This window comes from Spirillospora sp. NPDC127506 (assembly GCF_040302145.1).
Lineage (GTDB): Bacteria > Actinomycetota > Actinomycetes > Streptosporangiales > Streptosporangiaceae > Spirillospora.
The window spans coordinates 1-24,185 of the sequence record NZ_JBEORG010000021.1 but is presented as its reverse complement, the minus strand read 5'-3'; the positions used below and the strand labels follow the sequence as shown (position 1 = coordinate 24,185).

Here is a 24,185-nt window from a genome sequence, read left to right as displayed (position 1 = left end):
TGGTCTTCCTATTTGATCTTGCGCTCGGGACGCCGAGGGCCCCGGCGCGAACGCACCGGAGCCCTCGGGTCTGCGTGAATCCTGCCGCCGTCAGGCCTGCTTCCGCTCGCCGAAGAGTCTGGCGATCAGCGCCTCCTGCTCGGCCTGGTGCAGCTTCGCCGAACCCACCGCGGGCGACGACGACGCCGGGCGCGACACCCGCGACATCTTCAGGCCCTCGATGTGGTGCGGCAGCTTCAGCGCCATGAACGGCCAGGCGCCCATGTTGGCGGGCTCGTCCTGCACCCACACGATCTCGGCGTCCGCCGGGTACTTCGCCAGCTCCGCCTTGATCTCGTCGACCGGCGGCGGGTAGAGCCGCTCGATCCGGACGACCGCCGTGTCGGTCGCGCCGGTCTCCCGCCGGGCCTTCACGACGTCGTAGTAGATCTTGCCGGTGGTGAGCAGCACCCGCCGCACGCCCGCCGGGTCGATCGCCGGGTCGCTCTCCGGGATGACCGGCTGGAACGCGCCGCCGGTGATCTCCGCGACCGGGGACGTGGCCGCCTTCAGCCGCAGCAGCGACTTCGGGGTGAACACGATCAGCGGCTTGTGCCGGCCCGACAGCACCTGCCAGCGCAGCAGGTGGAAGTAGTTCGCCGGCGTGGTCGGGTACACCACGGTCATGTTGTCCTGCGCGCACAGCTGCAGGTACCGCTCGATCCGCGCGGACGAGTGGTCGGGCCCCTGGCCCTCGTAGCCGTGCGGCAGCAGCAGCACGACGCTGGAGTGCTGGCCCCACTTCTGCTCGCCGGACGAGATGTACTCGTCCACCACCGACTGGGCGCCGTTGGCGAAGTCGCCGAACTGGGCCTCCCAGCAGACCAGGGCGTCGGGGCGGGTCATCGAGTAGCCGTACTCGAAGCCCATCGCCGCGTACTCGCTGAGCAGCGAGTCGTGCACGTAGAACTTCGACACGCCCTGCCCGAACTGCTTCAGCGGCGTGTACTCCTCGCCCGTCTTGCGGTCGACGAGCACCGCGTGCCGCTGGCCGAACGTGCCGCGGCGGGTGTCCTGCCCGACGAGCCGCACCGGGTGGCCGTCGATCAGCAGCGAGCCCATCGCTAGCAGCTCGCCGGTCGCCCAGTCGACCGCGTCGTCCTCGATCATCTGCGCGCGGCGCTGCAGGATCGGCTGGAGCCGCGGGTGCGGGGTGAAGCCCTCCGGCAGGCTGACCTGGGTCTCGATGATCCGCTTGACGGTCTCCTGCGGGATCGCCGTCCCGGCCTTGCCGTGGTCGATCGGGATGCGCTCCTCGACGTCCGGCTTCACGACCGAGCCCGGCTCCAGGGGCTTCTTCGCCGCCTCGCGGGTCTCGGTGAAGGCCCGCTCCAGCTGCTCCTGGTAGTCGCGGAGCGCCTGCTCGGCCTCCTCCACCGTGATGTCGCCGCGGCCGATCAGGGCCTCGGTGTAGAGCTTGCGCACCGAGCGCTTGGCGTCGATCAGGTCGTACATCAGCGGCTGGGTGAACGAGGGGTTCTCGCCCTCGTTGTGGCCCCGGCGCCGGTAGCAGACCATGTCGATGACGACGTCCTTCTTGAACGTCTGCCGGTACTCGAACGCCAGCCGGGCGACGCGCGCGCACGCCTCCGGGTCGTCGCCGTTCACGTGGAAGATCGGCGCCTGGATCATCCGCGCCACGTCCGTCGCGTACACGCTGGACCGCGAGTACTCGGGGGCGGTGGTGAAGCCGACCTGGTTGTTGATGATGACGTGCACGGTGCCGCCGGTGCGGTAGCCGCGCAGCTGCGACAGGTTCAGCGTCTCGGCCACCACGCCCTGCCCGGCGAACGCGGCGTCGCCGTGGATCAGGATCGGCAGCACGGTGAAGCCGGCCTCGCCGACGTCCAGGACGTCCTGCTTGGCGCGGACGACGCCCTCCAGCACCGGGTCGACGGTCTCCAGGTGCGACGGGTTCGCGACCAGCTCGCAGTGGATCTTGGAGCCGTCGCGCGCGACGAAGTCGCCGGACGCGCCGAGGTGGTACTTCACGTCGCCGGAGCCCTGCGCGCTGCGCGGGTCGAGGTTGCCCTCGAACTCGCCGAAGATCTGCCCGTAGGACTTGCCGACGATGTTGGCGAGGACGTTCAGCCGGCCGCGGTGCGCCATGCCGATGACGACCTCGTCCAGGCTGGCCTTCGCCGCAGCCGAGATCACCGAGTCCAGCAGCGGTATGACGGACTCGCCGCCCTCCAGGGAGAAGCGCTTCTGCCCGACGAACTTCGTCTGCAGGAACGTCTCGAACGCCTCGGCGCTGTTGAGGCGGCGCAGCACGTGCAGCTGCTCCTCGCGCGACGGCTTCTCGTGCGGGACCTCGACGCGCTCCTGGATCCAGGCGCGCTCCTCCGGGTCCTGGATGTGCATGTACTCGATGCCGACCGTGCGGCAGTACGCCATCCGCAGCACGCCGAGGATGTCGCGCAGCTTCATCGTCGGCTTGCCGCCGAACCCGCCGGTGGCGAACTCGCGCTCCAGGTCCCACAGGGTGAGGCCGTGCTTGAGGATGTCGAGGTCGGGGTGGCGGCGCTGCTTGTACTCCAGCGGGTCGGTGTCGGCCATCAGGTGGCCGCGGACCCGGTAGGCGTGGATCAGCTCGTGGACGCGGGCGACCTTGGCGACGTCGTCGTCGTGGGTGGCGGAGATGTCCTTGACCCAGCGCACCGGCTCGTACGGGATGCGCAGCGCCTCGAAGATCTCGTCGTAGAAGCCGTCCGCGCCGAGCAGCAGCTCGTGGATGCGGCGCAGGAAGTCGCCGGACTGCGCGCCCTGGATGATCCGGTGGTCGTAGGTGGAGGTCAGCGTCATCACCTTGCTGATCCCCATGCGCGACAGCGTCTCGCCGGACGCGCCCGCGAACTCGGCCGGGTACTCCATCGCGCCCACGCCGATGATCGTGCCCTGGCCGGGCATCAGCCGCGGCACCGAGTGGACCGTGCCGATCGTGCCCGGGTTCGTCAGGCTGATCGTGGTGCCCTGGAAGTCCTCCAGGGTGAGCTTGCCGCCCCGGGCCTTGCGGACGATTTCCTCGTAGGCGGCCCAGAACTGGCGGAAGTCCAGTGTGTCGGCGGCCTTGATGCTCGGCACGACGAGCTGCCGGGAGCCGTCGCTCTTCTGCAGGTCGATGGCCAGCCCGAAGTTGACGTGCTCCGGCCTGATCAGCACGGGCTTGCCGTCGACCTCGGTGTAGGCGGCGTTCATCTCGGGCATCGCCGCGAGCGCCTTGACGATCGCGTACCCGATGAGGTGCGTGAACGAGACCTTGCCGCCGCGCCCGCGCTTGAGGTGGTTGTTGATGACGATGCGGTTGTCGATCAGCAGCTTCGCCGGGACGGCCCGCACGCTCGTCGCCGTGGGGACGCCGAGGCTGGCCTCCATGTTGGCGGCGGTCCGGGCGGCGACGCCGCGCAGCCGGACCTCCTCGGCGCCCGCCGGCACCGGCGGCGGAGCAGGCTTCTCCGCCGTCTTCGGGGCCGGCTGCGGCGCGGGCTTCGGCGGCGCCGGGGGCGGCGCCACCGGGCGCTGCGCCGTCGGCGGAGCGGCCGCGGTGCCGTTGGCGGCCTGGGCCGCGCTCTCGGCGTTCGCCGGCGGGGACGCGGGGCCCGCGGACGGCGGTCGGCTGTCCGGCTGGTAGTCCGCGAAGAAGTTCCACCAGGCTTCGTCAACGGAGTTCGGGTCTTCGAGGTACTTCTGGTACAGCTCGTCGACCAGCCACTCGTTGGCGCCGAAATCTGTGATCTTTGGGTCGGCACTAGTTTGCGACGACTCTGTCGACACGGCGGAGATCGCCCTCTTCCGCTGCTCGCAGGTGAGTTCTGAGACGTCCCCCAGGCTACTGTAGAGACGGCGCCGCCGGGCGAATCAGTGCGTGTGGGGCGGGACGGTCGGCCCCTCGCTGGCCTGGACGAGGACGAAGCCCTGACCCTGGTAGGCCAGCTGCATGGCCTCGCCGCTGCCGCGGCCGATGAGCGCGCCCGCCTTGAAGGTGCGGTTGACGCCGACCTGGAGGCTGGTGCTCCACGCCACGGCGGACTGGCCGTCCGCGAACGTCGGGGCGCGGCCGCAGTCGAGCATGACGGGGGTGCCGTGCGTGGTGAGGGCCACCCAGCCGGTGCCGGTCAGCGTGGTGTTGAACAGGCCGCCCGCGGCGATGCCCGCGCCCTGGACGCGGTTGATGTCCCACTGCAGGGTCGAGTCGAAGGCGAGGATGTTCTTGCCGTTGACGGTGAGGCCCTCGTTCTCCAGGTAGAAGAGGTGGATGTCGTCGGCGTCGTTCGCGACGAACAGCAGCCCCTGGCCCTTGACGCGCATCAGCGGCACGCCCTCGCCGGTGAGGGCCTTCTTCATGAACTTGCCGATGCCGCCGGAGCCCTCGTAGTCGAACTCCATCTGGCCCTGGAACGCGACCATGGAGCCCTGCCGGGCGAGGACGTCCCCGTTGAGGTGGACGCGGAGCATCTTGGAGTTCTGGAGGGCGAAATGGCCGGGAAGCTGCTGGCCCTGATCGAGGTTGCCGAAGAACTGGCTGCGCATGGTCGGGTCATGCCTTTCGTGCGGATCGGTGCAGATCCGCCAGCATAACTACGGACGGAGTCAGCGGTCCCGGCCGTGCGGAGCGGTCCAGTCGACGGCCGGGCCCTTGGCGACCACGCCGGACGGATTGATGTTGCGCTGCGTCACGTAGTAGTGGCGCTTGATGTGGTCGAAGTTCGTCGTCTCGCCGAACGCGGGGATCGAGTACAGGTCGCGCGCGTACGCCCAGAGGTTCTCGTAGTCGACCAGGCGCCGCAGGTTGCACTTGAAGTGCCCGTGGTAGACGGCGTCGAAGCGGGCCAGCGTGGGGTAGAGGCGGACGTCGGCTTCGGTGATCTCGTCGCCGAACAGGTAGCGGCTGGAGGAGAGGCGCTCCTCCAGGCGGTCGAGGGTGTCGAAGAGGGCGTCGAACGCCTCCTCGTAGGCGTCCTGTGACGTGGCGAACCCCGCCTTGTAGACCCCGTTGTTGACGGTGGTGTAGACGAGGTCGTTCAGCTCGTCGATCTCGGCGCGGAGCGCCTCCGGGTACAGGTCGGGCGCCCCCGGCCGGTGGTGGGCGGTGAACTCCGTCTCGAACATCGTGGTGATGTTCGGGAAGTCGTTGGTGACCAGGCGCCCGGTCTCGGTGTCCCAGATGCACGGGACGGTGTAGCGGCCCTGGAACGACGGGTCGGTGGAGAGGTACAGCTCGGACAGGAAGACCGCGCCTGTGACGGGGTCGCGGTCGGGGAACCGCCAGCCCCTCTCGTCCCTGATGGGGTCGACGACGGCGACGCTGATCGCGTCCTCCAGGCCGAGCAGGCGCCGCACGATGAGGGTCCGGTGCGCCCACGGGCACGCGTAGGAGACGAACAGCCGGTAGCGGCCGGGTTCGGCGGGATACCCGGACGACCCGTCCGCGGTGATCCGGTCGGTGAACCGGTTCGGCTGCCGGACGAACCGGCCTCCTTCGACCTCCTGAACGCTCATGCGTGCCTCCATGGTCGCCGGGCCCGGTCTCGGCCGCCGGGCCCGATGTCCGGCCGCCGGGCGCCATCATCGTCCGAACGGCCGATCCGGGCAGGGGAACCCCGCGGCTACCATAACCGTCGTTACCAGGTGTGAAACGGCCGCGGTCGCGGTCCCGGCGTACGAGATGGCGGGGGTCCATGCTCGAGCAGTTCAACGCCCTGGTGGACGGGCTCCCGCCCGCGACGGTCTACCTCCTCATCGCGGCGCTGGTGTTCGCCGAGGCGGCGCTGTTCGTCGGGTTCGTGTTCCCGGGCGAGACGGCGATCGTCGTCGGCGGCGTCCTCGCGAGCCAGGACGTGCTGTCGCTCGCGCTGCTGCTCGTCATCGCGGTGGCCGCGGCGGTCGTGGGCGACTCCGTCGGCTACGAGATCGGCCGCAGGTACGGGCCGCGGCTGCTGGACGTCCGGATGATGCGCAAGCACCGAGCCAAGGTCGCGGGCGCGCAGGACCTCATCCGCCGCAGGGGCGCGTTCGCGGTGTTCATCGGGCGGTTCACCGCGCTGCTGCGGGCGCTCATGCCGGCGCTGGCGGGCAGCTCGCGGCTGCCGTACCCGAAGTTCCTGGCGTTCAACGTCGTCGGCGGCGTGACCTGGGTGGTGACGTTCACGCTCGGCGGCTACTTCGCCGGCGCGGCGTTCGAGCACGCGGCGAAGCTGGCGGGCCGGGGCCTCGCGATCGGGCTCGCGGTGGCGGCCGTCGCGGCGCTGGCGGTGTGGCGGGTCCGCAAGCGCCGCAGGGAGGCCCGCGAGGAGGCCGGGGCGCAGGCCGGCGCGGAGGGGGGCGCCGATGCCGGCGCGGAGGCCGGGGGCGCTCCCGCGCGGCCGCTGCCGTAGCGGCCGCGGCGGGCGGTCACACGTGCATGCGGCCGCTGATCATCGGCAGGTCGAGGTAGGTGCGGATCCCGGGTTCGGCGGCGCACACGGCCGGGACGGAGTTCAGCGCGTGCGCGGACGCGGCGGAGATCACATCGGAGACCCAGTCCTCGCCGGCGGCGAGCGTCAGCGACGGGCGGCCGTCCACCCGCAGCGAGTACCCGGGCCGCCCCCACTCGTCGGACATCCGCGCGGCGTCGGCCTTGTGCACCACCTCGACGGTGATGACGGGGCGCCCGGCGGCGATGCCGCTGAACGTCCAGCGGGCCGCGGCGACGGTGCCCCGCGGGATCGGGCCGGCGGCGGTGGCGAGGTCGGTGCCGGCGAGCCGGTAGTCGACGTCCACGTCGATCTCGTCGAGGTCGACGCCGAGGCCCGCCGCGACCAGGTGCAGGCTCTCGCCGAACATCGCGCGCATCGCGGCGCGGTTCGGCCGCAGCGCCCGCTGGTAGGCCTCCTCGGACTTGCCGAAGCCGAGCATGTCGTGGATCATCCGCCAGGACGGGTGGCGGGCGAAGTCGGAGCACTCGCGGGCGTAGACGTGGGTGATCCGCCGGGACAGCCGCGACAGCACCAGCGGCATCACGTCCGCCATGAAGCCGCCGCTGACGCCGCTGCCGTGCACGGTCGTCCCGCCCCGCTTGCACGCCTGCTCCAGCTCGCCGACGAACTGCGGGCCGTGCGCGTGCGGGTAGACGAGCCCGCTGAGGGAGATCAGGTTCTTGCCGGACGCCAGCAGCGCGCAGATCGTGTCGAGCTCGGCGAACCGGTCGTGCACCGGGCTCGGGGCGTAGATCACGCAGTCGGCGTCCAGCGCCAGGATGTCCTCGATGTCGCGGGTCGCGGCGACCCCGATGGGATCGCGGCCGGCGAGGGCCCCGGCGTCGGCGCCCTCCTTGGCGGGGGTGTGCACCCAGACGCCGGCCAGCTCCATGTCGCCGCGGTCGAGGACGCCCCTGATCGCGCTGCGTCCGAGCGTGCCCGTCGCCCACTGCACGATGCGGTACGGGCGGCGGCCTGCGGTCGGCGCATCGGCAAGGGTCATCGAGACGGGACCTCCGTTGCTCCTCGCGCGTTGCTCCCTGCGTTCGCCCGAGACTACGCGGCGGCTCCGGCGAATTGCGGCGTTCAGCGCAACTTCCCTTCCGCCCATCGTACGCGGGGGAGGACCCCGGTGGAGCGTGCCCGAGCGAGATTCGGTTTAGTGGGTACCACTTGGTAACCCCCGGATGGTTTCCTGGGGGCGGGCCCCACGATGTGAGGAGAAGCGAATGTCGGAACTGCGCTACGACGGCCGGGTCGCGGTCGTGACCGGGGCCGGCCACGGCCTCGGCCGGCAGCACGCCCTGGAGCTCGCCGCGCGCGGCGCGAAGGTCGTCGTCAACGACCTCGGCGGCGACCGGTCCGGTGTCGGCGCCTCCGCCGGCCCCGCCCAGGAGGTCGTGGACGAGATCGCGAAGAACGGCGGCGAGGCCGTCGCGAACCCCGACAACGTCGCGACCCCCGAGGGCGCGCAGGCCGTGATCAAGACCGCGCTGGACGCGTTCGGCAAGGTCGACATCGTCGTCAACAACGCGGGCATCCTGCGCGACAAGTCCTTCAAGAACATGTCCGTCGAGGAGTTCGACGCGGTCATCGCCGTCCACCTGCGCGGCTCGTTCCTGGTGTCGAGCGCCGCCTGGCCGCACCTGCGCGAGCAGGGCTACGGCCGGATCGTGAACACCTCGTCCCCGGCGGGCCTGTTCGGCAACTTCGGCCAGGCCAACTACGCCACGGCGAAGATGGGCCTGGTCGGGTTCACCAAGACCCTCGCCCACGAGGGCGCCAAGTACAACATCAAGGCCAACGCGATCGCCCCGGTCGCCTGGACCCGGATGACCGAGGACCTGCTGCCCGCGGACTTCGCCGACAAGCTGGGCGTCGAGCAGGTGACGCCGCTCGTCGCCTGGCTGGTGCACGAGGCCAACGAGGACTCCGGCGAGGTCTACACCGTCGGCGGCGGCCGGATCGCGAAGATCTTCATCGCGGAGGGCCCCGGCTACGGGCAGAAGACCACCCTGACGGTCGAGGACGTCCGGGACAACTGGGCGGCCGTCAGCGCCGCCGAGCCGCTGACGGTGTTCAAGAACGTCGGCGAGCAGATGGGCCCGCTGATCCAGCAGCTCACCTCCTGAGCCGTTGAGCGGGATCAAGCTCGACCGCCGGGACGGGGTCGTCACGATCACCCTGTCCCGGCCGGAGCGCCTGAACGCCGTCGACGGCGCCCTGACCGAGGAGATGCTCGACGCCCTCAACGAGCTGGCGCGCGACCCGTCCACCCACGTGGTCGTGCTCACCGGCGAGGGCCGCGGGTTCTGCTCGGGCATGGACATCCAGGGCGGCGACCCGGGCGGGGAGAGCGCCGAGGGCCGCGTCCAGCGGCTCTACCGGGGCATCGCGCGCGGCGCCGAGGTCACCGCCCGGCTGCGGGAGATCCCGCAGCCGGTGATCGCGGCGCTGCACGGCCCGGTCGCGGGCATGGGGGTGTCCTGGGCGCTGGCCTGCGACCTGCGGGTCGCCGACCCGACCACCCGGTTCGTCGTGCCGTTCACGAACCTCGGCCTGTCGGCCGGGGACTGCGGGCTCTCCTGGCTGCTGCCGCGCCTGATCGGCCCGGCGAAGGCCGCGGAGGTCGCCTACCGCGCGCAGCGGCTGGACGTGCACCGTGCCGACGAGCTCGGCCTGATCACCGAGATCACCGCCGAGGGCGCGGACCTGGCCGGCGCGCAGGCGCTCGCCGGCGAGCTGCTCGCCAAGTCCCCGTACGGCCTGCGCCGCACGAAGGAACTGCTCAACGCGTCCCTGGACGCGCCCGGCCTCCGCCGCCAGCTCGCCGCGGAGACGGCCGTCCAGACGCTCGCCTTCTTCAGCGAGGACCTCGCGGAGGGCATGGCGGCGACGCTGGAGAAGCGCGCGCCGGAATTCAAGAACCGCTGACGACGCCGGCTGGAAAGGCCCAGGGGGACGGCCCCTGGGCCGCCCGGCGAGCCGCCCGGGGAGGGGCCTACTCGGCGAGGGCGGTGGAGAGCGCCTCCACGTAGCGCAGGGCGGCCAGGCGCGCCAGGGCCGGGTGGGCGCCGAGCGGCGCCGAGTAGGGGGCGCCCACGACCGCGGCGGCGGACGCGACCAGCGCCGCCTCCGGCTCGGGGCCGATCAGGTGCGGCGCGACCGCGATGGACGCGGCGCCCGCCGCGCGCAGCTGCTCCGCCGCGGCCTTGACGGACGCCTCGTCGTTCAGCGAGGCGGTGAAGACCGGCGCGGCCAGCCGGGAGGCGAGCAGCACGCCGGTGACCTCGGCCTGCCGGACGGCGGTCGCGTCCCCCGGCGTCGCGACGATGACGCCGGACGCGGCGGTCACCATCGTCATCAGCCGGATCCGGTCGGCGCGGGCGAGGCCGGCGTCGGCGAGCCGGTCGTGCAGCGCCTCGGCGATGAGCGGGTGCGGGCCGAGCGGCTCGGCGGCGACGGCGCGCACCGGCGAGGAGGCCACGGCGCCGTGCACGGCCCGGTCGAACCTCGGGTCGGGGCCGGTGGACAGCGGCACCACGACGGCCGCTAGCTCGTCCGGCTCCTGCCGCAGCCCGGCGAGGACGCCGTGCAGGCCCGCCTCCTCGCCGTCCAGGTAGCCGACGGCCGCGGGCTGGCCGGTGTGCTCCATCTCGACGAGCCTGGCCAGCTCGGCGGCGGTCTCGGCGCCGGCCTGCCGGGCGTGCCCGGGCACGGCCAGGACCAGCGTGGGGGATCCGGGGGGCAGGAGGAAGGACTCGTCGCCGCGGTGCCGGCCGCCGCGGGGGGCGCGGCGGCGTCGCGACGGCAGTGCCTCGGATGCCTGGCTTTCGGGACTCACGGCGGGAATCGTAACGCCCTCGGGCCCGGGAGCAGTCCTCCCGTCCCGGTGGACCGTGTCCCTCGGCCCGGCGGGGGCGACCTCGTTCCGGCCTCCGTCGTTGCCTGTATGGATCGCGGGTCTCCTTCCCGTGCCGGCGCGACGCGAGCGGTGGTGAAGAAGCAGAGTATGGCGCAATGCTCCCGAGCAACAGGGGGAAATGAAGCAAATTGTCCTGATTTGCCGCTATCCGGTTGCGGCGGATGCGGCAAGATCACCCGGGCCGTGCGCATCGCCGCAGGTGACGCGGAAGGACACCAATGCGTCCGAAAGGCGCCAAAGGGGTTGCGGTCCCGTCACGGGCCGCCTTTATGATCCATGGACCCTCCTGGCCGGAACGTTCGAGGTCACATGAAAACCCCCCGTACGCGATCGATTCGCTCCAAGGTGACCGCGCTGCTGCTCGTGCCACTGCTCTCGCTGGTCGCGCTGTGGGGGTACGCCGCGAGTGCCAGCGGCCGCGAAGCCCTGGCCCAGCGCAAATACCACACCCTCGACCGCAAGTTCGGGCCGAGCGGCCAGAGCGTGCTGGTCGAGCTGGGCAGGGAGCGGCAGATGTCCGCGACGTTCCTCAGCACGCCGCGCAACAGCCCCGGCGGGCCGCCCGTCTCCCTCGTCGCCCAGCGCGCCCGCGTCGACCAGGCCGTCGAGCGGTTCCGCGTCGAGGCCACCTCCGAGGCCGCGCAGGACGCGACGACCGAGGAGATGGACAGCCGCGTCACCGACGTCCTGCGGGCGTTCGGCGGGCTCGGCGGGCTCCGCGCGGCGGTCGACGGCAGGCTCGTCGACCGGCTGACCGCGATCAACAGCTACAGCACGATGGTCGACGACCTCCACCGGCTGTACGACGGCCTCATCGTCATCGACGACGCCGACGTCTACAACTGGACGCTGTCCACCCGGCACGCGGCCCGCGGCATGGAGCTGCTGCAGCGGGAGAACGCGCTGATCGCGTCCGCCGTCGTCACCAAGGGCCGGATGACCCCCGCCGAGCACCGGCTGTTCGTCGAGATGGTCGGCGAGCAGCGCTGGCAGTGGATCAAGCAGCGCACGCTGCTCGACCCCGTCGTCTACCGGACCGGCGTCGCGCCGGTTTTCGCGTCGCCGCAGTACCAGAACTTCAAGTCGATCGAGGACCGCATCGCGAACGCGGACCCGCGCAAGGCGCTGCCCGTCGGGACCCAGGAGTGGCAGCGGACCGCGGAGCCGCTGATCCAGTCGATCAACGAGATGGTCCTCGACAACTCCCGGCAGGCCGCCGAGCACGCCGACCAGCAGGGCCGCGACGCCTACGTCCGGCTCGGCGTCGTCGGCGGGATCGGCCTGCTGGCCATTCTCGCGTCGGTGCTGCTGTCGCTGCGGTTCGCGCGCGGGTTCATCCGCGAGCTGGTCGGGCTGCGCGGCTCCGCCGAGGAGCTGGCCGAGCGGCGGCTGCCCGGCGTCGTCGAGCGGCTCAGCCGCAACGAGAGCGTGGACGTCGCCGCGGAGGCGCCGCCCCTGCACGCGGGCAGCACCACCGAGATCGCCCAGCTCGCCGACTCGTTCGCCAAGGTGCAGCGGACCGCCGTCGACGCCGCCGTCGGCCAGGCCGAGCTGCGCGCCGGCGTCAGCCGCATCTTCCTCAACATCGCCCGCCGCAACCAGTCGCTGCTGCACCGCCAGCTCACGATGCTGGACGGGCTGGAGAGCCGCGCCGAGGCCGACGACCTGGAAGACCTGTTCCGCATCGACCATCTCACCACCCGCATGCGGCGGCACGCGGAGAGCCTGATCATCCTGTCCGGCGCCACCCCCGGGCGCGGCTGGCGGCAGCCCGTCCGGATCGCCGACGTGCTGCGCGCCGCGGTCTCGGAGATCGAGGACTACACCCGCGCCACCGTCCTCACCGACTCCGCGGACGGCCTCATCGGCGCCGCCGTGACCGACGTCGTCCACCTGCTCGCCGAGCTGATCGAGAACGCCGCGACGTTCTCCCCGCCGAACACCGAGGTGCGGGTCAAGGCCGAGCGGGTCGGCGCCGGGTTCGCCGTCGAGATCGAGGACCGCGGCCTCGGCGTCAAGCCGGAGCTGCTCGCCGAGGCCAACCGGCGGCTCGCCGAGCCGCCCGAGTACGACCTCGTCGACACCGACCAGCTCGGCCTGTTCGTCGTCGCGCGGCTCGCCGCCCGGCACGACATCTCCGTGACGCTGCAGCGGTCCCCGTACGGCGGCGTGACCGCGGTCGTGCTGCTGCCGCACGAGCTGGTCGTCCCGGCGGAGCAGATGGCGGCGGGCATGCTGCCCCCGGGCGCGGAGCCCGGCGAGGCGTCCCCGCTCGACACGCGGGCGGACGGCGAGCGGGGTTCCGCGCCCGCGCCGCGCGGCGAGGCCGTCGTCCCGCTGCGCGACGCCGACCGCACGGAGTCGGCCCCCGCGGAGCCGGAGCCCGCCGAGCCGGAGCCCGTGGACGCCGAGCTGGTGGAGCCCGAGGGCGCGGACGCGGAGCCCGCGCAGGCCCGGGTCGCGGAGGAGCCGCCCGTGCTGCCGGAGCTGACCGGGCCGTGGGGCGACCCCGAGCGCCCTGCGGTCCCGGTCCCGCCGCGTCCGGCGCCGAACCCCTGGTCCGACGAGGCCGTACCGCAGCCCGTGGCGACCGTGGAGCAGGACGTGGAGCAGGAGGAGGACGGCGGCGCGCGCGCCGCCGAGGACGACGACTGGGAGCCGGCGGCGACGCACGCCGGGCTCCCCCGCAGGGTCAGGCAGAAGAACCTGGCGCCGCAGCTGCGCAAGAGGCCCCCGCCGCCGCCGGTACCGGCGGGCGGGGGACCCTCCGGAGGCATCGCACGCTCGCCCGAGGAGGCACGCTCGCTGATGGCATCGATACAGCAGGGATGGCGGCGCGGCCGCGCGACGGATGTGGGGGATGAGGGAACCCGATGATGCACAACACCGTGACCGGTGAGCTGAACTGGCTGCTCAACGACTTCGCCGAACGGGTGACGACGGTGCGGCAGGCGGTGATCCTGTCGCGGGACGGCCTGGCGGTCGCGGCCTCCAACGAGCTCGCCCGCGAGGACGCCGAGCACCTGTCGGCGCTGGCGTCCGGCGTGCAGAGCCTCGCGCGCGGCGCCGGCCGGCACTTCGCCGGCGGCAACGTCCGGCAGACCATCATCGAGATGGACGCGCTGCTGCTGTTCGTAACGGCCGCGGGCGACGGCACCTGCCTCGCCGTCCTCGCCGAGGCGGAGGCCGACGCCGGTCTGGTGGCCTACGAGATGGCCGTGCTGGTCAAGCGGGTCGGGCAGCACCTGCAGGCGAGCCCGAGGTTCGGCGGTGACGCGGCCGGCGAGGAGTTCGGAGGCGCCGGGGGAGCCGCGCCGCGAGGATTCTGACCGATGGACCCCTCGGCAGAGCGGTGGCTGGACCGGGACGCCGGTCCGCTCGTGCGTCCGTACGCGCTGACCCGGGGCCGGACCCGCCCGGACGGGGACGGCTTCGAGCTCATCGCGGTCGTGGCCGCCACCGGCGTCCCGCCCGGTGACCGGCTGCGCTACAGCCCCGACCACGCGCGCGTGCTGCGCCGCTGCGCGTCGCCGGTCCCGGTCGTCGACCTGGCGGCCGACCTCGGGCTGCCCATCGGCGTCGTCCGGGTGCTGCTCGGCGACCTGCGGGAGGAGGGGCTCGTCGCGGTCGTCGCCGAGGCGCAGCCCGCGGCCGGGCGGCGCCCGCCGAACGGCGTGCTGAGGGAGGTGCTCAATGGCCTACGCGCACTCTGAGCGGACGGGCCTCGCCTCCCGCCCGCCGGTGACCACCAAGATCCTCATCGCGGGCGGGTTCGGCGCCGGCAAGACGACGATGGTGGGCTCGATCAGCGAGATCAGGCCGCTGCACACCGAGGAGCCGCTGACCGACCGCGGCGTCGGGGTGGACGACGTGTCCGGCGTCGGCGCCAAGTCGACCACGACCGTCGCCATGGACTTCGGCCGCATCACGCTGTCGGACCAGCTGCTGCTCTACCTGTTCGGCACGCCCGGCCAGGAGCGGTTCTGGTTCATGTGGGACGAGCTGGCGGCCGGGGCGATCGGCGCCGTCGTGATCGCCGACACCCGCCGGCTGGCGGGCTCCTTCCCGGCCATCGACTACTTCGAGCGCCGCGGCGTCCCGTTCGTCGTCGCGGTGAACTGCTTCGACGGGGTGCGGACGCACAGCGCCGAGGACATCGCGATCGCGCTCGACCTGGACCCCGGCGTCCCGGTCGTGCTGTGCGACGTCCGCCGCCGCGAGTCGTCCAAGGAGGTGCTCATCGCGCTGATGGAGCACGTGCTGAGCTGGCCGGACGAGGAGCAGGACCGGACCGGGGCGCCGGGCGGTGATCGGATGACCGATCACCGCGAACCCGCGACGTAGTAGGCTCCGGCACACCCCCGTACTAGACGCATCGGGAGGTTCCCCCGCATGTCCCACCCCCCAATGCCGTACGACCCAGTGCAGGAGGACGAGACAGTGAGCAGGGTCCGCCAGCCGTGATGGCCCGCGGTTTCGCCTCCATCCGGGCGAGGATCACGCTGCTGGTCCTCGTGCCGCTGCTGGCGCTCGCCTCGCTGTGGGCGTTCCTCACCGGCATCACCTACGGCGACGCGCACCAGCTGCTGCAGAGCCGCCAGTTCCAGCAGAAGACGGTGCTGCCCACCCAGCGGCTCATCGACGGGCTGCAGAAGGAGCGGCGGCTGTCGCTGGCCGAGCTGGGCGGCGCCCGCAACGACCCCGGCGTGCTGCGCACGCAGCGGCAGGCGACCGACGAGGCGGCCGAGGAGGTGCGCGAGGGGGCCCGCGACGGCGGGCTGCGGGGCGCGATCCAGCCGGAGGTCGTCCGGAAGCTGGACGACCTCGTGGCCAGGCTCGGCGAGCTGAAGTCCATCCGCCGCAGCGTGGACGAGCGGACCGGCGGGCGCGCCGAGGTGCTCCGCGCGTACAGCGAGCTCGTCGACGGCGGCTTCGCGGTCTACAGCTCGACCGCGCCGGCGGACGGGTCCATCACCGCCCGCGCCCGCACGCTCACCTCCTTCGGGCTGGCCCGCGAGTTCATGTCCCGCGAGGACGCCCTGCTCACCGGCGCGCTCGCCGCGGGCCGCATCACCGCGGCCGAACGCGCCCAGTTCGCCAAGCTCGTCGGGGCGCACCACACGATGCACGAGGTCAGCGCGCGCGACCTGTCCGCCGCCGACCACGCCCGGTACGAGCGCCTGATGTCCTCGCCCGCCTTCGTGCGGATGACGAAGCTGGAGGACCAGGTCATCGCCGGCGCCGAACCGCCGCAGGCCGCGGCGCGCCGGGCCGGCGCCCCGGGCACCGGCGCGAACGGGACGGGCACGAACGGGACCGGCGCGAACGGGACCGGCGCGAACGGGACCGGCACCGCCGCGACGCCCGGGCACGCGCACGGCACGCAGCCGGACGGGCAGCAGAACGCGCAGCCTGGTAAGCAGCCGAGCACCGTGCGGGGCGTCGCCGTCATCGAGCCCAGCGTCTGGCGGTCGGTCGCCGACACGGCCAACGGGCAGCTGTACCAGCTGGAGAACCACATCCTCGACGGGGTCGTCGCCCGCGGCCAGCACATCGCGATCGGCGCGTTCACCCGGCTCGGCCTCGCCGGCGGCCTCGGGCTCGCCGCGATCGTGCTGTCGTCCCTCCTCGCGGTGCGCGTCTCCCGGCGGCTGGTGCGCGAGTGCCGCACGCTCGCGGGCGGCGTCGTCGACTTCACCCAGAAGCGGCTGCCGAAGCTCGCCGAGCAGATCATCGCCGGGCGCCCCGCCGAGCCCGAGCCGGAACCCGAGCTCGACTACCGCATCACCGAGATCCGGCAGATCGCCGAGTCGTTCGACCGGGCCCGCGCGGCCGTGCTGGAGGCCGCCGAGGGCGAGGTCGCGGCGCGGCGCGGCATCAGCGAGGTGTTCGTCAACCTCGCGCGCCGCAACCAGGCGCTGCTGCACCGCCAGCTCAGCCTGCTCGACACGATGGAGCGCCGCACCGAGGACCCGTCCGAGCTGTCGGACCTGTTCCGCCTCGACCACCTCGCGACCCGCATGCGCCGGCACGCCGAGGGCCTGGTCATCCTGGCCGGCAAGAGCGCCGGGCGCGGCTGGCGGCGCCCCGTCCCGCTGGTGGACGTGGTGCGCGGCGCGGTCGCCGAGGTCGAGGACTACCCGCGCGTCCGGGTGCAGCCGCTGCCGCGGGTCGCGCTGCTCGGCTCGGCCGTCGCCGACGTCATCCACCTGCTCGCCGAGGTGGTGGAGAACGCCACCACGTTCTCGCCGCCGCAGTCGCCGGTGCGGGTCAGCGGGCAGGCCGTCGCCAGCGGCTTCGCGATCGAGGTCGAGGACCGCGGCCTCGGGATGACCGAGGAGGCGCTGCGCGCCGCCAACGAGCGGCTCGCGAACCCGCCCGAGTTCGACCCGTCCGACAGCGCGCAGCTCGGCCTGTTCGTCGTGGCGCGGCTGGCGCAGCGGCACGGCATCACGGTCACGCTGCGCCCGTCCCCCTACGGCGGGACGACCGCGATCGCGCTGATCCCCGCCTCGCTCATCGTGGAGAACGCCGCCGACGCGGAGCCGCCCGCACGCCGTCCCACCGGGCCGCTGCAGGAGCTGCCGGACCAGGCCGCGGCGCTGTCGGCGTCGGCGAGCCGCACGGGAGGCGAGTCCGGCGGGGTGATGCGGCTGGTCGCCGAGCCCGCCGCCCCGCTGCCCGCCTCGCAGCCCGCTCCGCAGCCGGTCCGGGGGTCCGCGCCGCCGCCCGCGCCGGCCGAGGCGCCGCCGGAGCCTGCGGCGCCGCCGAAGGAGGGCGAGCTGCCCAAGCGCAGGCGCCAGACCCACCTGGCGCCCCAGCTGAAGGAGCGGGTGGACGCGCACCTCGCGGCGCAGGGGCAGGCGCCGCCCGCGGCCGCCGAGCCGCCGGGTTCGCCGCCCGCCCCGGAGCCGGCCGGGATGCCGCTCGCCGCGCCCGTCCCCGTGGACGAGCCCCCGCCGCCCGCCGGGCCGCCCGCCGAACCGCCCGGGACCGCGCCGGCCGGGACCGCTCCGGGCGGGACCGCCCCGCCGGACGCGGACCAGGGCGACGACGCGGCCCGCTCGGCCGAGGCGATGCGATCGATGTTGTCCGCCATGCAGGCCGGCTGGCAGCGTGGCAGGCAGGACGCGGCCGACGCGGAGGCATCCGGCTCGGCGCAGGCCGCGCACAACCCCGGTGACCAGGAGGACGACACCCGATGACACATGCCCAGCACTCCGGCGCGGAGGTCCCGGGCGGAGCCGGAGGTGACCTGAACTGGCTGCTGGACAGTCTCGTCCAGCGGGTCGCCCCGGTGCAGAACGCGGTGGTGCTGTCCAGCGACGGGCTGAAGATCGCCGCGTCCAGCGGCCTCGCCCGCGAGGAGTCCGACCACCTGGCCGCGGTCGCCGCCAGCTTCCAGAGCCTCGCGCGCGGGGCCGGGGAGTCCTTCGGCGGCGGCCCCGTCCGGCAGACCATCGTGGAGATGGAGTCGTCGTTCCTGTTCGTGACGGCCGCCGGGCGCGGGGCCTGCCTCGCCGTGCTGGCCGCCGCCGACGCCGACCTCGGGATCATCGCCTACGAGATGGCGATGCTCGTCACCCGGGTCGGCCGGCACCTGTCCGCCGACCCGCGGGTGGCCGCGGCCGAGCCCGGCGGGCTGTGACATGGGCGGCACGGCCTGGTACGACGACGCGGCGGGGCCCGTGGTCCGCCCGTACGCGCTCACCGGGGGCCGGACGCACTACGACGGCGAGGAGTTCGACCTCGTCGCGCTGATCGCCGCGGCGGACCCGCCGGCGCCCGCGGACGACGCGCTTCCCGCGCCGCCGTGGGCCCCGGAGCCGGAACATGACATGATCCTGGAGCTTTGCCGCACCCCGTTGTCGGTCGCCGAGATAGCGTCGGATCTGGAACTCCCCCTCGGGGTGGTCCGTGTCCTGCTCGGTGATCTGCTCGACCACTCGCTGATTCAGGTCCGGCGTCCCGCGCCGGTGGCGCAGTTCCCCAGCGAGCGCGTACTCAAGGAAGTGATCGATGGAATCCGTGCGCTCTGACGCGGCCGCCCACCACGGCGAGTCCGCGCTGACGGTGAAGATCCTCGTGGCCGGTGGTTTCGGCGTCGGTAAGACCACCCTGGTGAGCGCGGTCAGCGAGATCCGTCCGCTGCGCACCGAGGAGGCCCTGACCGAGAAGAGCATCGGGATCGACGACACCACCGCCGTCGCGAACAAGACCACGACGACCGTGGCGATGGACTTCGGCCGCATCACGCTGCCGAACGGCCTGGTCCTGTTCGTCTTCGGCACCCCCGGCCAGGACCGCTTCTGGTTCATGTGGGACGAGCTGGCCAAGGGCGCGCTCGGCGCGGTCGTCCTGGTCGACACCCGCCGCCTCGCCGACTGCTTCGCCTCGGTCGACTACTTCGAACGGCGCGGCGTCCCGTTCATCATCGGGGTCAACCGGTTCGACGGCGCCGGCCACCACTCCCACGACCAGGTCCGCGACGCCCTCGACCTCCCGGCGGACGTGCCCGTCATCGACTGCGACGTGCGCGACCGCGAGGACGCCAAGCGGGTCCTCATCACCCTGGTCGAGCACATCATGCGCACCATGAGCGGCCGCCAGGCGGTCAGCTACTGAGATCGGCCGAACGGCCCCCGCCCGCCGGGCAGGGGCCGTTCCGCTGTCCCGATCTTTGTCCTCTGAGTGGAAAAAGTCATGTTGATCTAGAGGAAAGGTCTTCTCAAACTGACGAAAGCGGGTTACGGTCTCCGCCATGAGACCCGGGTCACACGGCCCGGGGGGCCGGATCGATTCCCGAGGGGACGGCGTGATGCGCATGTCGGCTCGCCCGCAGAACGTGCATCAGGCACGGCTTCTGCGGCTGCTGCGTGACGAGGGGCCGCGGTCGCGGGCCGAGCTGGGGGACGTCGTCCGGCTGTCGCGGTCGAAGCTCGCGGTGGAGCTGGACCGGCTCGTCGAGCTGGGCCTCGTCGAGGGCGCGGGCCTGGCGGCGTCGCGGGGCGGCCGCCGGTCGGGGATCGTCCGGCTGTCGCCCAGCCTGCGGTTCGTCGCCTTCGACATCGGCGCCACCTCCATCGACGTCGCGGTGACCGACGGCGGCCTGGAGGTGCTCGGCCACGTGAGCGAGCAGTGCGACGTGCGGCAGGGCGCGACGGTCGTGCTGGAGCGGGCGCTCGAGCTGCTCGGCAAGCTGCGCGACGAGGGCCTCATCCCGCAGGTGCACGGGACGGGCATCGGCGTCCCCGGCCCGGTCAGCTTCCGGGACGGCATGCCGGTCGTCCCGCCGATCATGCCCGGCTGGGACCGGTTCCCGGTGCGGGACGCGATCGGCCAGGAGCTGGGCTGCCCGGTGCTCGTCGACAACGACGTGAACCTGATGGCGCTCGGCGAGCTGCACGCGGGGCTCGCCCGGTCGGTCGACGACTTCCTGCTGGTGAAGATCGGCACCGGCATCGGCTGCGGGATCGTGGTCGACGGCGCCATCTACCGGGGCGTGTCCGGCAGCGCCGGCGACATCGGCCACATCCGGGTCGACGACGACGGGCCGATCTGCGCGTGCGGGAACGCCGGATGCCTGGAGGCGTTCTTCGGCGGCGCGGCCCTCGCGCGGGACGCGGAGGCGGCGGCGCGGTCGGGGGAGTCGCCCGCGCTCGCGGCGCTGCTGGAGACGCACGGGGAGCTGTCCGCCGAGCACGTCGGCGAGGCGGCCGCCGCGGGCGACCCCGCCGCGGTGCAGATGATCAGGGCGGGCGGGCGGCACGTCGGGCAGGTGCTCGCCGGGCTCGTCAGCTTCTTCAACCCCGGGCTCGTCATCATCGCGGGCGGCGTCGCGGGCCTCGGCCACACGCTGCTCGCCGAGATCCGCAGCGTCGTCTACCGCCGGTCCGCGCCGCTCGCGACCGGCAACCTGCCGATCGTGCTGTCCGAGCTCGCCGGGACGGCCGGCGTGGTCGGCGGCGCCCGGCTCATCAGCGACCACGTCTTCTCCGCGTCCTGAGGAGGCCCCCGAATGGAACCGCTGCTGCAGATGCGCGGCATCGTCAAGCAGTTCCCCGGCGTCCGCGCGCTGGACGGCGTCGACCTCGACGTCCTCCCGGGCGAGGTGCACTGCCTGCTCGGGCAGAACGGCGCCGGCAAGTCCACCCTCATCAAGGTGCTCGCCGGCGCGCACCAGCCGGACGCGGGCGAGATCGTCTTCGCCGGGGAGCCGGTGCGGCTCGCCGGGCCGACCGCCGCGATGCGGGCCGGCATCGCGACCATCTACCAGGAGCTGGACCTCGTCGACGGGCTGTCGGTCGCCGAGAACGTCTTCCTCGGGCACGAGAAGGCGCGGCTCGGGTTCATGCGCCGCGGCGACGCCGAGCGGGCGGCGCGCGAGCTGCTCGAGCGGCTCGGGCACGGCGAGATCCCGCCGCGCCGCGAGGTCGGGCGGCTGCCGGCGGCGGGCAAGCAGGTCGTCAGCATGGCCCGCGCCCTGTCGCACGACGCCCGGCTGATCGTGATGGACGAGCCGTCCGCCGCGCTCGCGCACGACGAGGTCGGCAACCTGTTCCGCATCATCCGGGAGCTGACCGCCGCCGGCGTCGCGGTCGTGTACATCTCGCACCGGCTGGAGGAGATCCGCGAGATCGGCGACCGGGTGACCGTCCTCAAGGACGGCCGGGCGGTCGCGGGCGGGCTGCCGGCCCGGACCACCTCCACCGACCGGATCGTGTCGCTGATGACCGGGCGCGACGTGGAGTACGTGTTCCCCGAGCGGCCGGAGGACGCCGGCGACCGGCCCGAGGTGCTGCGGGTCGAGGGCCTGACGCTGCCCGGCGCGTTCGAGGACGTGTCGCTCACCGTCCGCGCGGGCGAGATCGTCGGGCTGGCCGGCCTCGTCGGGTCGGGGCGCTCGGAGATCCTGGAGACGATCTACGGGGCGCGGCGCCCGTCCAGCGGCCGGGTCCTCGTGGACGGCCGCCCGGTCCGCCCCGGCGACACCGGCGCGGCGGTGCGGCGCGGCATGGGCATGGCGCCGGAGGAGCGCAAGAGCCAGGCGCTGCTGATGAACGAGACCGTCGCCGGGAACGTCAGCGTCGCCGGCCTGTCCCGGTACGCGCGGTTCGGCTGGCTGAACCGGCGGCGCGAGCTCGCGGACGTGCGCCGCCAGATCGAGGCGCTCGACATCCGGCCGCCCGACCCGCGGCGCCCCGTGGTGACGCTGTCCGGCGGCAACCAGCAGAAGGTCGTCCTCGCCCGGTGGCTGCTCGACTCGGCCGGGCTGCGGCTGCTGATCCTGGACGAGCCGACCCGCGGCGTCGACGTCGGCGCCCGCGCCGAGCTGTACACGGTGATCCGCGAGCTGGCCGGGCGCGGGATCGGGGTGCTGCTCGTGTCCAGCGAGGTGCCCGAGGTGCTCGGGCTCGCCGACCGCGTCCTCGTCGTACGGGAGGGGCGGGTCGTGCACACCGGCGCCGCCCGCGACCTCGACGAGGGCGCCGTGCTCAACATGATCATGGAAGGGAGTGCCCTGTGACCGAGACGCGTCCTTCGACGGGGGTGCTCGGCCCGCTGGCCAAGAAGGCGGGGGCCGGCGGGCCGTGGCGGCCGTTCGCGCGGGGCGGCGGCGCGGCGAGCCGGGAGATCCACCACCTCGGGCTGGTCGCCGCGCTGGTGCTGCTCGCGGCCGTCGGCCTGGTGACGGAGCCGGACAACTTCGCGACGTCCGGCAACGTGGTCGGCATCCTCGCGCTGGCCGCCACCATCGGCGTGATCACCGTCGGCCAGACCTTCGTGATCATCGGCGGCGGGATCGACCTGTCCGTCGGGTCGGTGATGGCGCTGGCCTCGGTGTGGGCGACCACGGTCGCGACGCAGTCCTACGGGCCGGGCGTGATGGCGCTGTGCGCGATCCTCGTCGGGACGGGCTCGGGCGTCGTGACCGGGCTGCTGATCTCCTACGGGCGGATGGTCCCGTTCATCGCGACCCTCGCGATGCTCGTCGCCGCGCGGGGCCTCGCGCAGCGGATGTCGGACCGCAAGACCCAGCTCGTCCGCCCCGAGAACGACGCCATCGTGTCGCTGTCCACCACGAGGGTGCTCGGCATCCCGCTCGTCGTCTACATCTTCGCGGCCGTCGCGATCGCCGGCTGGGTGCTGCTCAACCGCACCACGTTCGGGCGCCGCACGTTCGCGGTCGGCGGCAACCCGGAGGCGGCGCGGCTCGCCGGCATCGACGTCCGCCGGCACACCCTGCTGCTGTACGCGCTGTCCGGGTTCTGCTGCGGCATCGCGGCGATCATCATCATGGCGCGCACCACCACCGGCTCCAGCACCCATGGAGACCTGTACGAACTGGACGCGATCGCCGCCGTCATCATCGGCGGGACGCTGCTCACCGGCGGGCGCGGCACCGTCGTCGGGTCGATCCTCGGCGTGCTGATCTTCACCGTCATCACCAACCTGTTCATCCTGAACGGCCTGCAGACCAGCGACCAGCTCATCGCCAAGGGCGCGATCATCGGGATCGCCGTGCTGCTGCAGCGCCGCGGGCTCCGCTCGCCCACCTGACCCAGTCCACGACCCAACCCGGAATGTCCAGCGCCGCGCGCCGCGGGGATGCGCGCGGCGGGGGACGACCCTTCCCTTCATCAGGAGCACGTCATGCGTGATCAGAGCCCTCGTCCCACCCGCAGAGGCGTCCTGTTCTCCGGCGCCGTGGTCGCGGCGGGCAGCCTCGCCGCCGCCTGCACGAGCAACAATGAGAAGGACGACGCCGCGCCCGCCGCGCAGGCCGGGTCGCTCGCCGGCGACAACGACAAGCCGGGCAAGCAGATCACCCTCGGGTTCTCCGCGCCCGCCGCCGACCACGGCTGGATCGCGGCGATCGCCAAGAACGCCGAGGCGCAGGCCAAGAAGTACTCGGACGTGACGTTCAAGCCGGTCGAGCCGACCAACGACATCAACCAGCAGATCTCCGCGGTCGAGTCGCTGATCCGGGCGAAGGTGAACGTGCTGGTGATCCTGCCGAACGACGGCGAGCAGCTGAACCAGGTCGCCCGCAAGGCGATGGACGCCGGCATCCCGGTCGTCAACCTCGACCGCGTCTTCCCCGACAAGCTGTCGTACCGGACGTGGATCGGCGGCGACAACTACGGCATGGGCGTCTCCGCCGGCCACTACATCGGCCAGAAGCTGAAGGACAAGGGCGTGTCCGACCCGGTGATCGTGGAGATCCAGGGGATCGCGACGCTGCCGCTGACGCAGGAGCGCAGCAAGGGCTTCGCGGACGCGCTGAAGTCCTACGGCTTCTCCGTCACGGCCAAGCAGGACGCGAAGTTCACCGTCGAGTCCGGCAACCAGGTGGCGAGCAACCTGCTGCAGGCGCACAAGAAGATCGACGCCATGTGGAACCACGACGACGACCAGGGCGTCGGCGTGCTCGCCGCGATCAAGCAGTCCGGCCGCAAGGAGTTCTTCATGGTCGGCGGCGCCGGCTCGGCGAACGCGATGCGGGAGATCAAGTCGGGGAGCGGCGTGCTGGAGGCGACCGTCACCTACCCGCCGACGATGGCCGCGTCCGCGATCAAGCTGGGCCGGCTGATCGCGCAGGGCAAGGGCATGGCCGACCTGGTGGAGCTGCAGGTCCCGCAGTCGGTCACGCTGGCGTCCGAGACGGTCACCAAGGAGAACGTCGACCAGTACATGCCGCTGGGCTTCGAGTCCTGAGCGACGGGGGCGTCCGCGCGCCCGCCCCTCCTCCCGTGGGCGGGCGC

Annotated in this window: 20 protein-coding genes; 15 read left to right on the top strand and 5 right to left on the bottom strand. The window is 72.9% G+C overall.

What is annotated here, in order from left to right; genetic code table 11:
- Positions 1 to 90 precede the first annotated feature (90 nt).
- The 3 genes from ABTW95_RS20480 to ABTW95_RS20470 form a co-directional block, all read right to left on the bottom strand.
- Positions 91 to 3,813, bottom strand: a complete 3,723-nt coding sequence (locus ABTW95_RS20480) for a multifunctional oxoglutarate decarboxylase/oxoglutarate dehydrogenase thiamine pyrophosphate-binding subunit/dihydrolipoyllysine-residue succinyltransferase subunit (protein ID WP_500227106.1) — start codon at positions 3,811 to 3,813, stop codon at positions 91 to 93.
- Between the two features lie 84 nt (positions 3,814 to 3,897).
- Positions 3,898 to 4,569, bottom strand: coding sequence for an AIM24 family protein (locus ABTW95_RS20475; protein WP_396445611.1), 672 nt, complete (start codon positions 4,567 to 4,569; stop codon positions 3,898 to 3,900).
- A 60-nt stretch (positions 4,570 to 4,629) separates the two neighbouring features.
- Positions 4,630 to 5,538 (bottom strand): glutathione S-transferase family protein, encoded by a 909-nt coding sequence (locus ABTW95_RS20470; protein WP_396445610.1) that lies wholly within the window; start codon positions 5,536 to 5,538, stop codon positions 4,630 to 4,632.
- A 179-nt stretch (positions 5,539 to 5,717) separates the two neighbouring features.
- Between ABTW95_RS20470 and ABTW95_RS20465 the strand changes: the two genes are divergently transcribed.
- The gene (locus ABTW95_RS20465; RefSeq protein WP_500227105.1) at positions 5,718 to 6,413 is read left to right on the top strand and encodes a DedA family protein; all 696 of its coding nucleotides are present in this window, start codon (positions 5,718 to 5,720) and stop codon (positions 6,411 to 6,413) included.
- Between the two features lie 16 nt (positions 6,414 to 6,429).
- Here the strand turns inward: ABTW95_RS20465 and ABTW95_RS20460 are convergent, their stop codons facing one another.
- Positions 6,430 to 7,497 (bottom strand): NAD(P)H-dependent amine dehydrogenase family protein, encoded by a 1,068-nt coding sequence (locus ABTW95_RS20460; protein ID WP_500227104.1) that lies wholly within the window; start codon positions 7,495 to 7,497, stop codon positions 6,430 to 6,432.
- Between the two features lie 226 nt (positions 7,498 to 7,723).
- On the opposite strand from ABTW95_RS20460, the gene ABTW95_RS20455 reads away from it, so the two are divergent.
- The gene (locus tag ABTW95_RS20455; RefSeq protein WP_500227103.1) at positions 7,724 to 8,626 is read left to right on the top strand and encodes an SDR family oxidoreductase; all 903 of its coding nucleotides are present in this window, start codon (positions 7,724 to 7,726) and stop codon (positions 8,624 to 8,626) included.
- A gap of 4 nt (positions 8,627 to 8,630) precedes the next feature.
- Entirely contained in the window at positions 8,631 to 9,428 is a 798-nt protein-coding gene (locus tag ABTW95_RS20450; protein ID WP_396445606.1) for an enoyl-CoA hydratase/isomerase family protein, read from the top strand.
- Between the two features lie 67 nt (positions 9,429 to 9,495).
- Here the strand turns inward: ABTW95_RS20450 and ABTW95_RS20445 are convergent, their stop codons facing one another.
- Positions 9,496 to 10,338 (bottom strand): sirohydrochlorin chelatase, encoded by an 843-nt coding sequence (locus ABTW95_RS20445; RefSeq protein WP_396445605.1) that lies wholly within the window; start codon positions 10,336 to 10,338, stop codon positions 9,496 to 9,498.
- A 426-nt stretch (positions 10,339 to 10,764) separates the two neighbouring features.
- Here ABTW95_RS20445 and ABTW95_RS20440 point away from each other — a divergent pair, with 426 nt between their 5' ends.
- From ABTW95_RS20440 to ABTW95_RS20385, 12 genes are all read left to right on the top strand, one after another.
- Positions 10,765 to 13,296 carry a sensor histidine kinase gene (locus ABTW95_RS20440; protein ID WP_500227102.1) on the top strand — a complete coding sequence of 844 codons (2,532 nt, stop codon included), beginning with the start codon at positions 10,765 to 10,767 and terminating at the stop codon, positions 13,294 to 13,296.
- Positions 13,296 to 13,748 carry a roadblock/LC7 domain-containing protein gene (locus ABTW95_RS20435; protein ID WP_396445716.1) on the top strand — a complete coding sequence of 151 codons (453 nt, stop codon included), beginning with the start codon at positions 13,296 to 13,298 and terminating at the stop codon, positions 13,746 to 13,748. The genes ABTW95_RS20440 and ABTW95_RS20435 overlap by 1 nt, the downstream gene beginning before the upstream one ends.
- 3 nt (positions 13,749 to 13,751) lie before the next feature.
- Positions 13,752 to 14,132, top strand: coding sequence for a DUF742 domain-containing protein (locus tag ABTW95_RS20430; protein ID WP_396445603.1), 381 nt, complete (start codon positions 13,752 to 13,754; stop codon positions 14,130 to 14,132).
- Positions 14,113 to 14,763 carry a GTP-binding protein gene (locus tag ABTW95_RS20425; protein WP_396445602.1) on the top strand — a complete coding sequence of 217 codons (651 nt, stop codon included), beginning with the start codon at positions 14,113 to 14,115 and terminating at the stop codon, positions 14,761 to 14,763. The genes ABTW95_RS20430 and ABTW95_RS20425 overlap by 20 nt, the downstream gene beginning before the upstream one ends.
- Positions 14,764 to 14,882: 119 nt before the next feature.
- Positions 14,883 to 17,624, top strand: coding sequence for a sensor histidine kinase (locus tag ABTW95_RS20420; protein ID WP_500227101.1), 2,742 nt, complete (start codon positions 14,883 to 14,885; stop codon positions 17,622 to 17,624).
- Positions 17,621 to 18,067, top strand: a complete 447-nt coding sequence (locus tag ABTW95_RS20415) for a roadblock/LC7 domain-containing protein (RefSeq protein WP_396445600.1) — start codon at positions 17,621 to 17,623, stop codon at positions 18,065 to 18,067. The genes ABTW95_RS20420 and ABTW95_RS20415 overlap by 4 nt, the downstream gene beginning before the upstream one ends.
- Position 18,068: 1 nt before the next feature.
- The gene (locus ABTW95_RS20410) at positions 18,069 to 18,458 is read left to right on the top strand and encodes a DUF742 domain-containing protein (RefSeq protein WP_396445599.1); all 390 of its coding nucleotides are present in this window, start codon (positions 18,069 to 18,071) and stop codon (positions 18,456 to 18,458) included.
- A complete protein-coding gene (locus ABTW95_RS20405) occupies positions 18,439 to 19,044 on the top strand; it encodes a GTP-binding protein (protein ID WP_396445598.1) in 606 nt (201 codons plus the stop codon). The genes ABTW95_RS20410 and ABTW95_RS20405 overlap by 20 nt, the downstream gene beginning before the upstream one ends.
- Positions 19,045 to 19,237: 193 nt before the next feature.
- Positions 19,238 to 20,425, top strand: coding sequence for an ROK family transcriptional regulator (locus tag ABTW95_RS20400; protein WP_500227100.1), 1,188 nt, complete (start codon positions 19,238 to 19,240; stop codon positions 20,423 to 20,425).
- A 12-nt stretch (positions 20,426 to 20,437) separates the two neighbouring features.
- Complete coding sequence (locus ABTW95_RS20395; RefSeq protein WP_396445596.1) at positions 20,438 to 21,946, top strand: sugar ABC transporter ATP-binding protein; 1,509 nt, start codon at positions 20,438 to 20,440, stop codon at positions 21,944 to 21,946.
- Entirely contained in the window at positions 21,943 to 22,980 is a 1,038-nt protein-coding gene (locus ABTW95_RS20390) for an ABC transporter permease (protein WP_396445595.1), read from the top strand. Before ABTW95_RS20395 ends, ABTW95_RS20390 begins: the two co-directional genes overlap by 4 nt.
- A gap of 93 nt (positions 22,981 to 23,073) precedes the next feature.
- Positions 23,074 to 24,138, top strand: coding sequence for an ABC transporter substrate-binding protein (locus ABTW95_RS20385; protein ID WP_396445594.1), 1,065 nt, complete (start codon positions 23,074 to 23,076; stop codon positions 24,136 to 24,138).
- Positions 24,139 to 24,185: the final 47 nt, after the last annotated feature.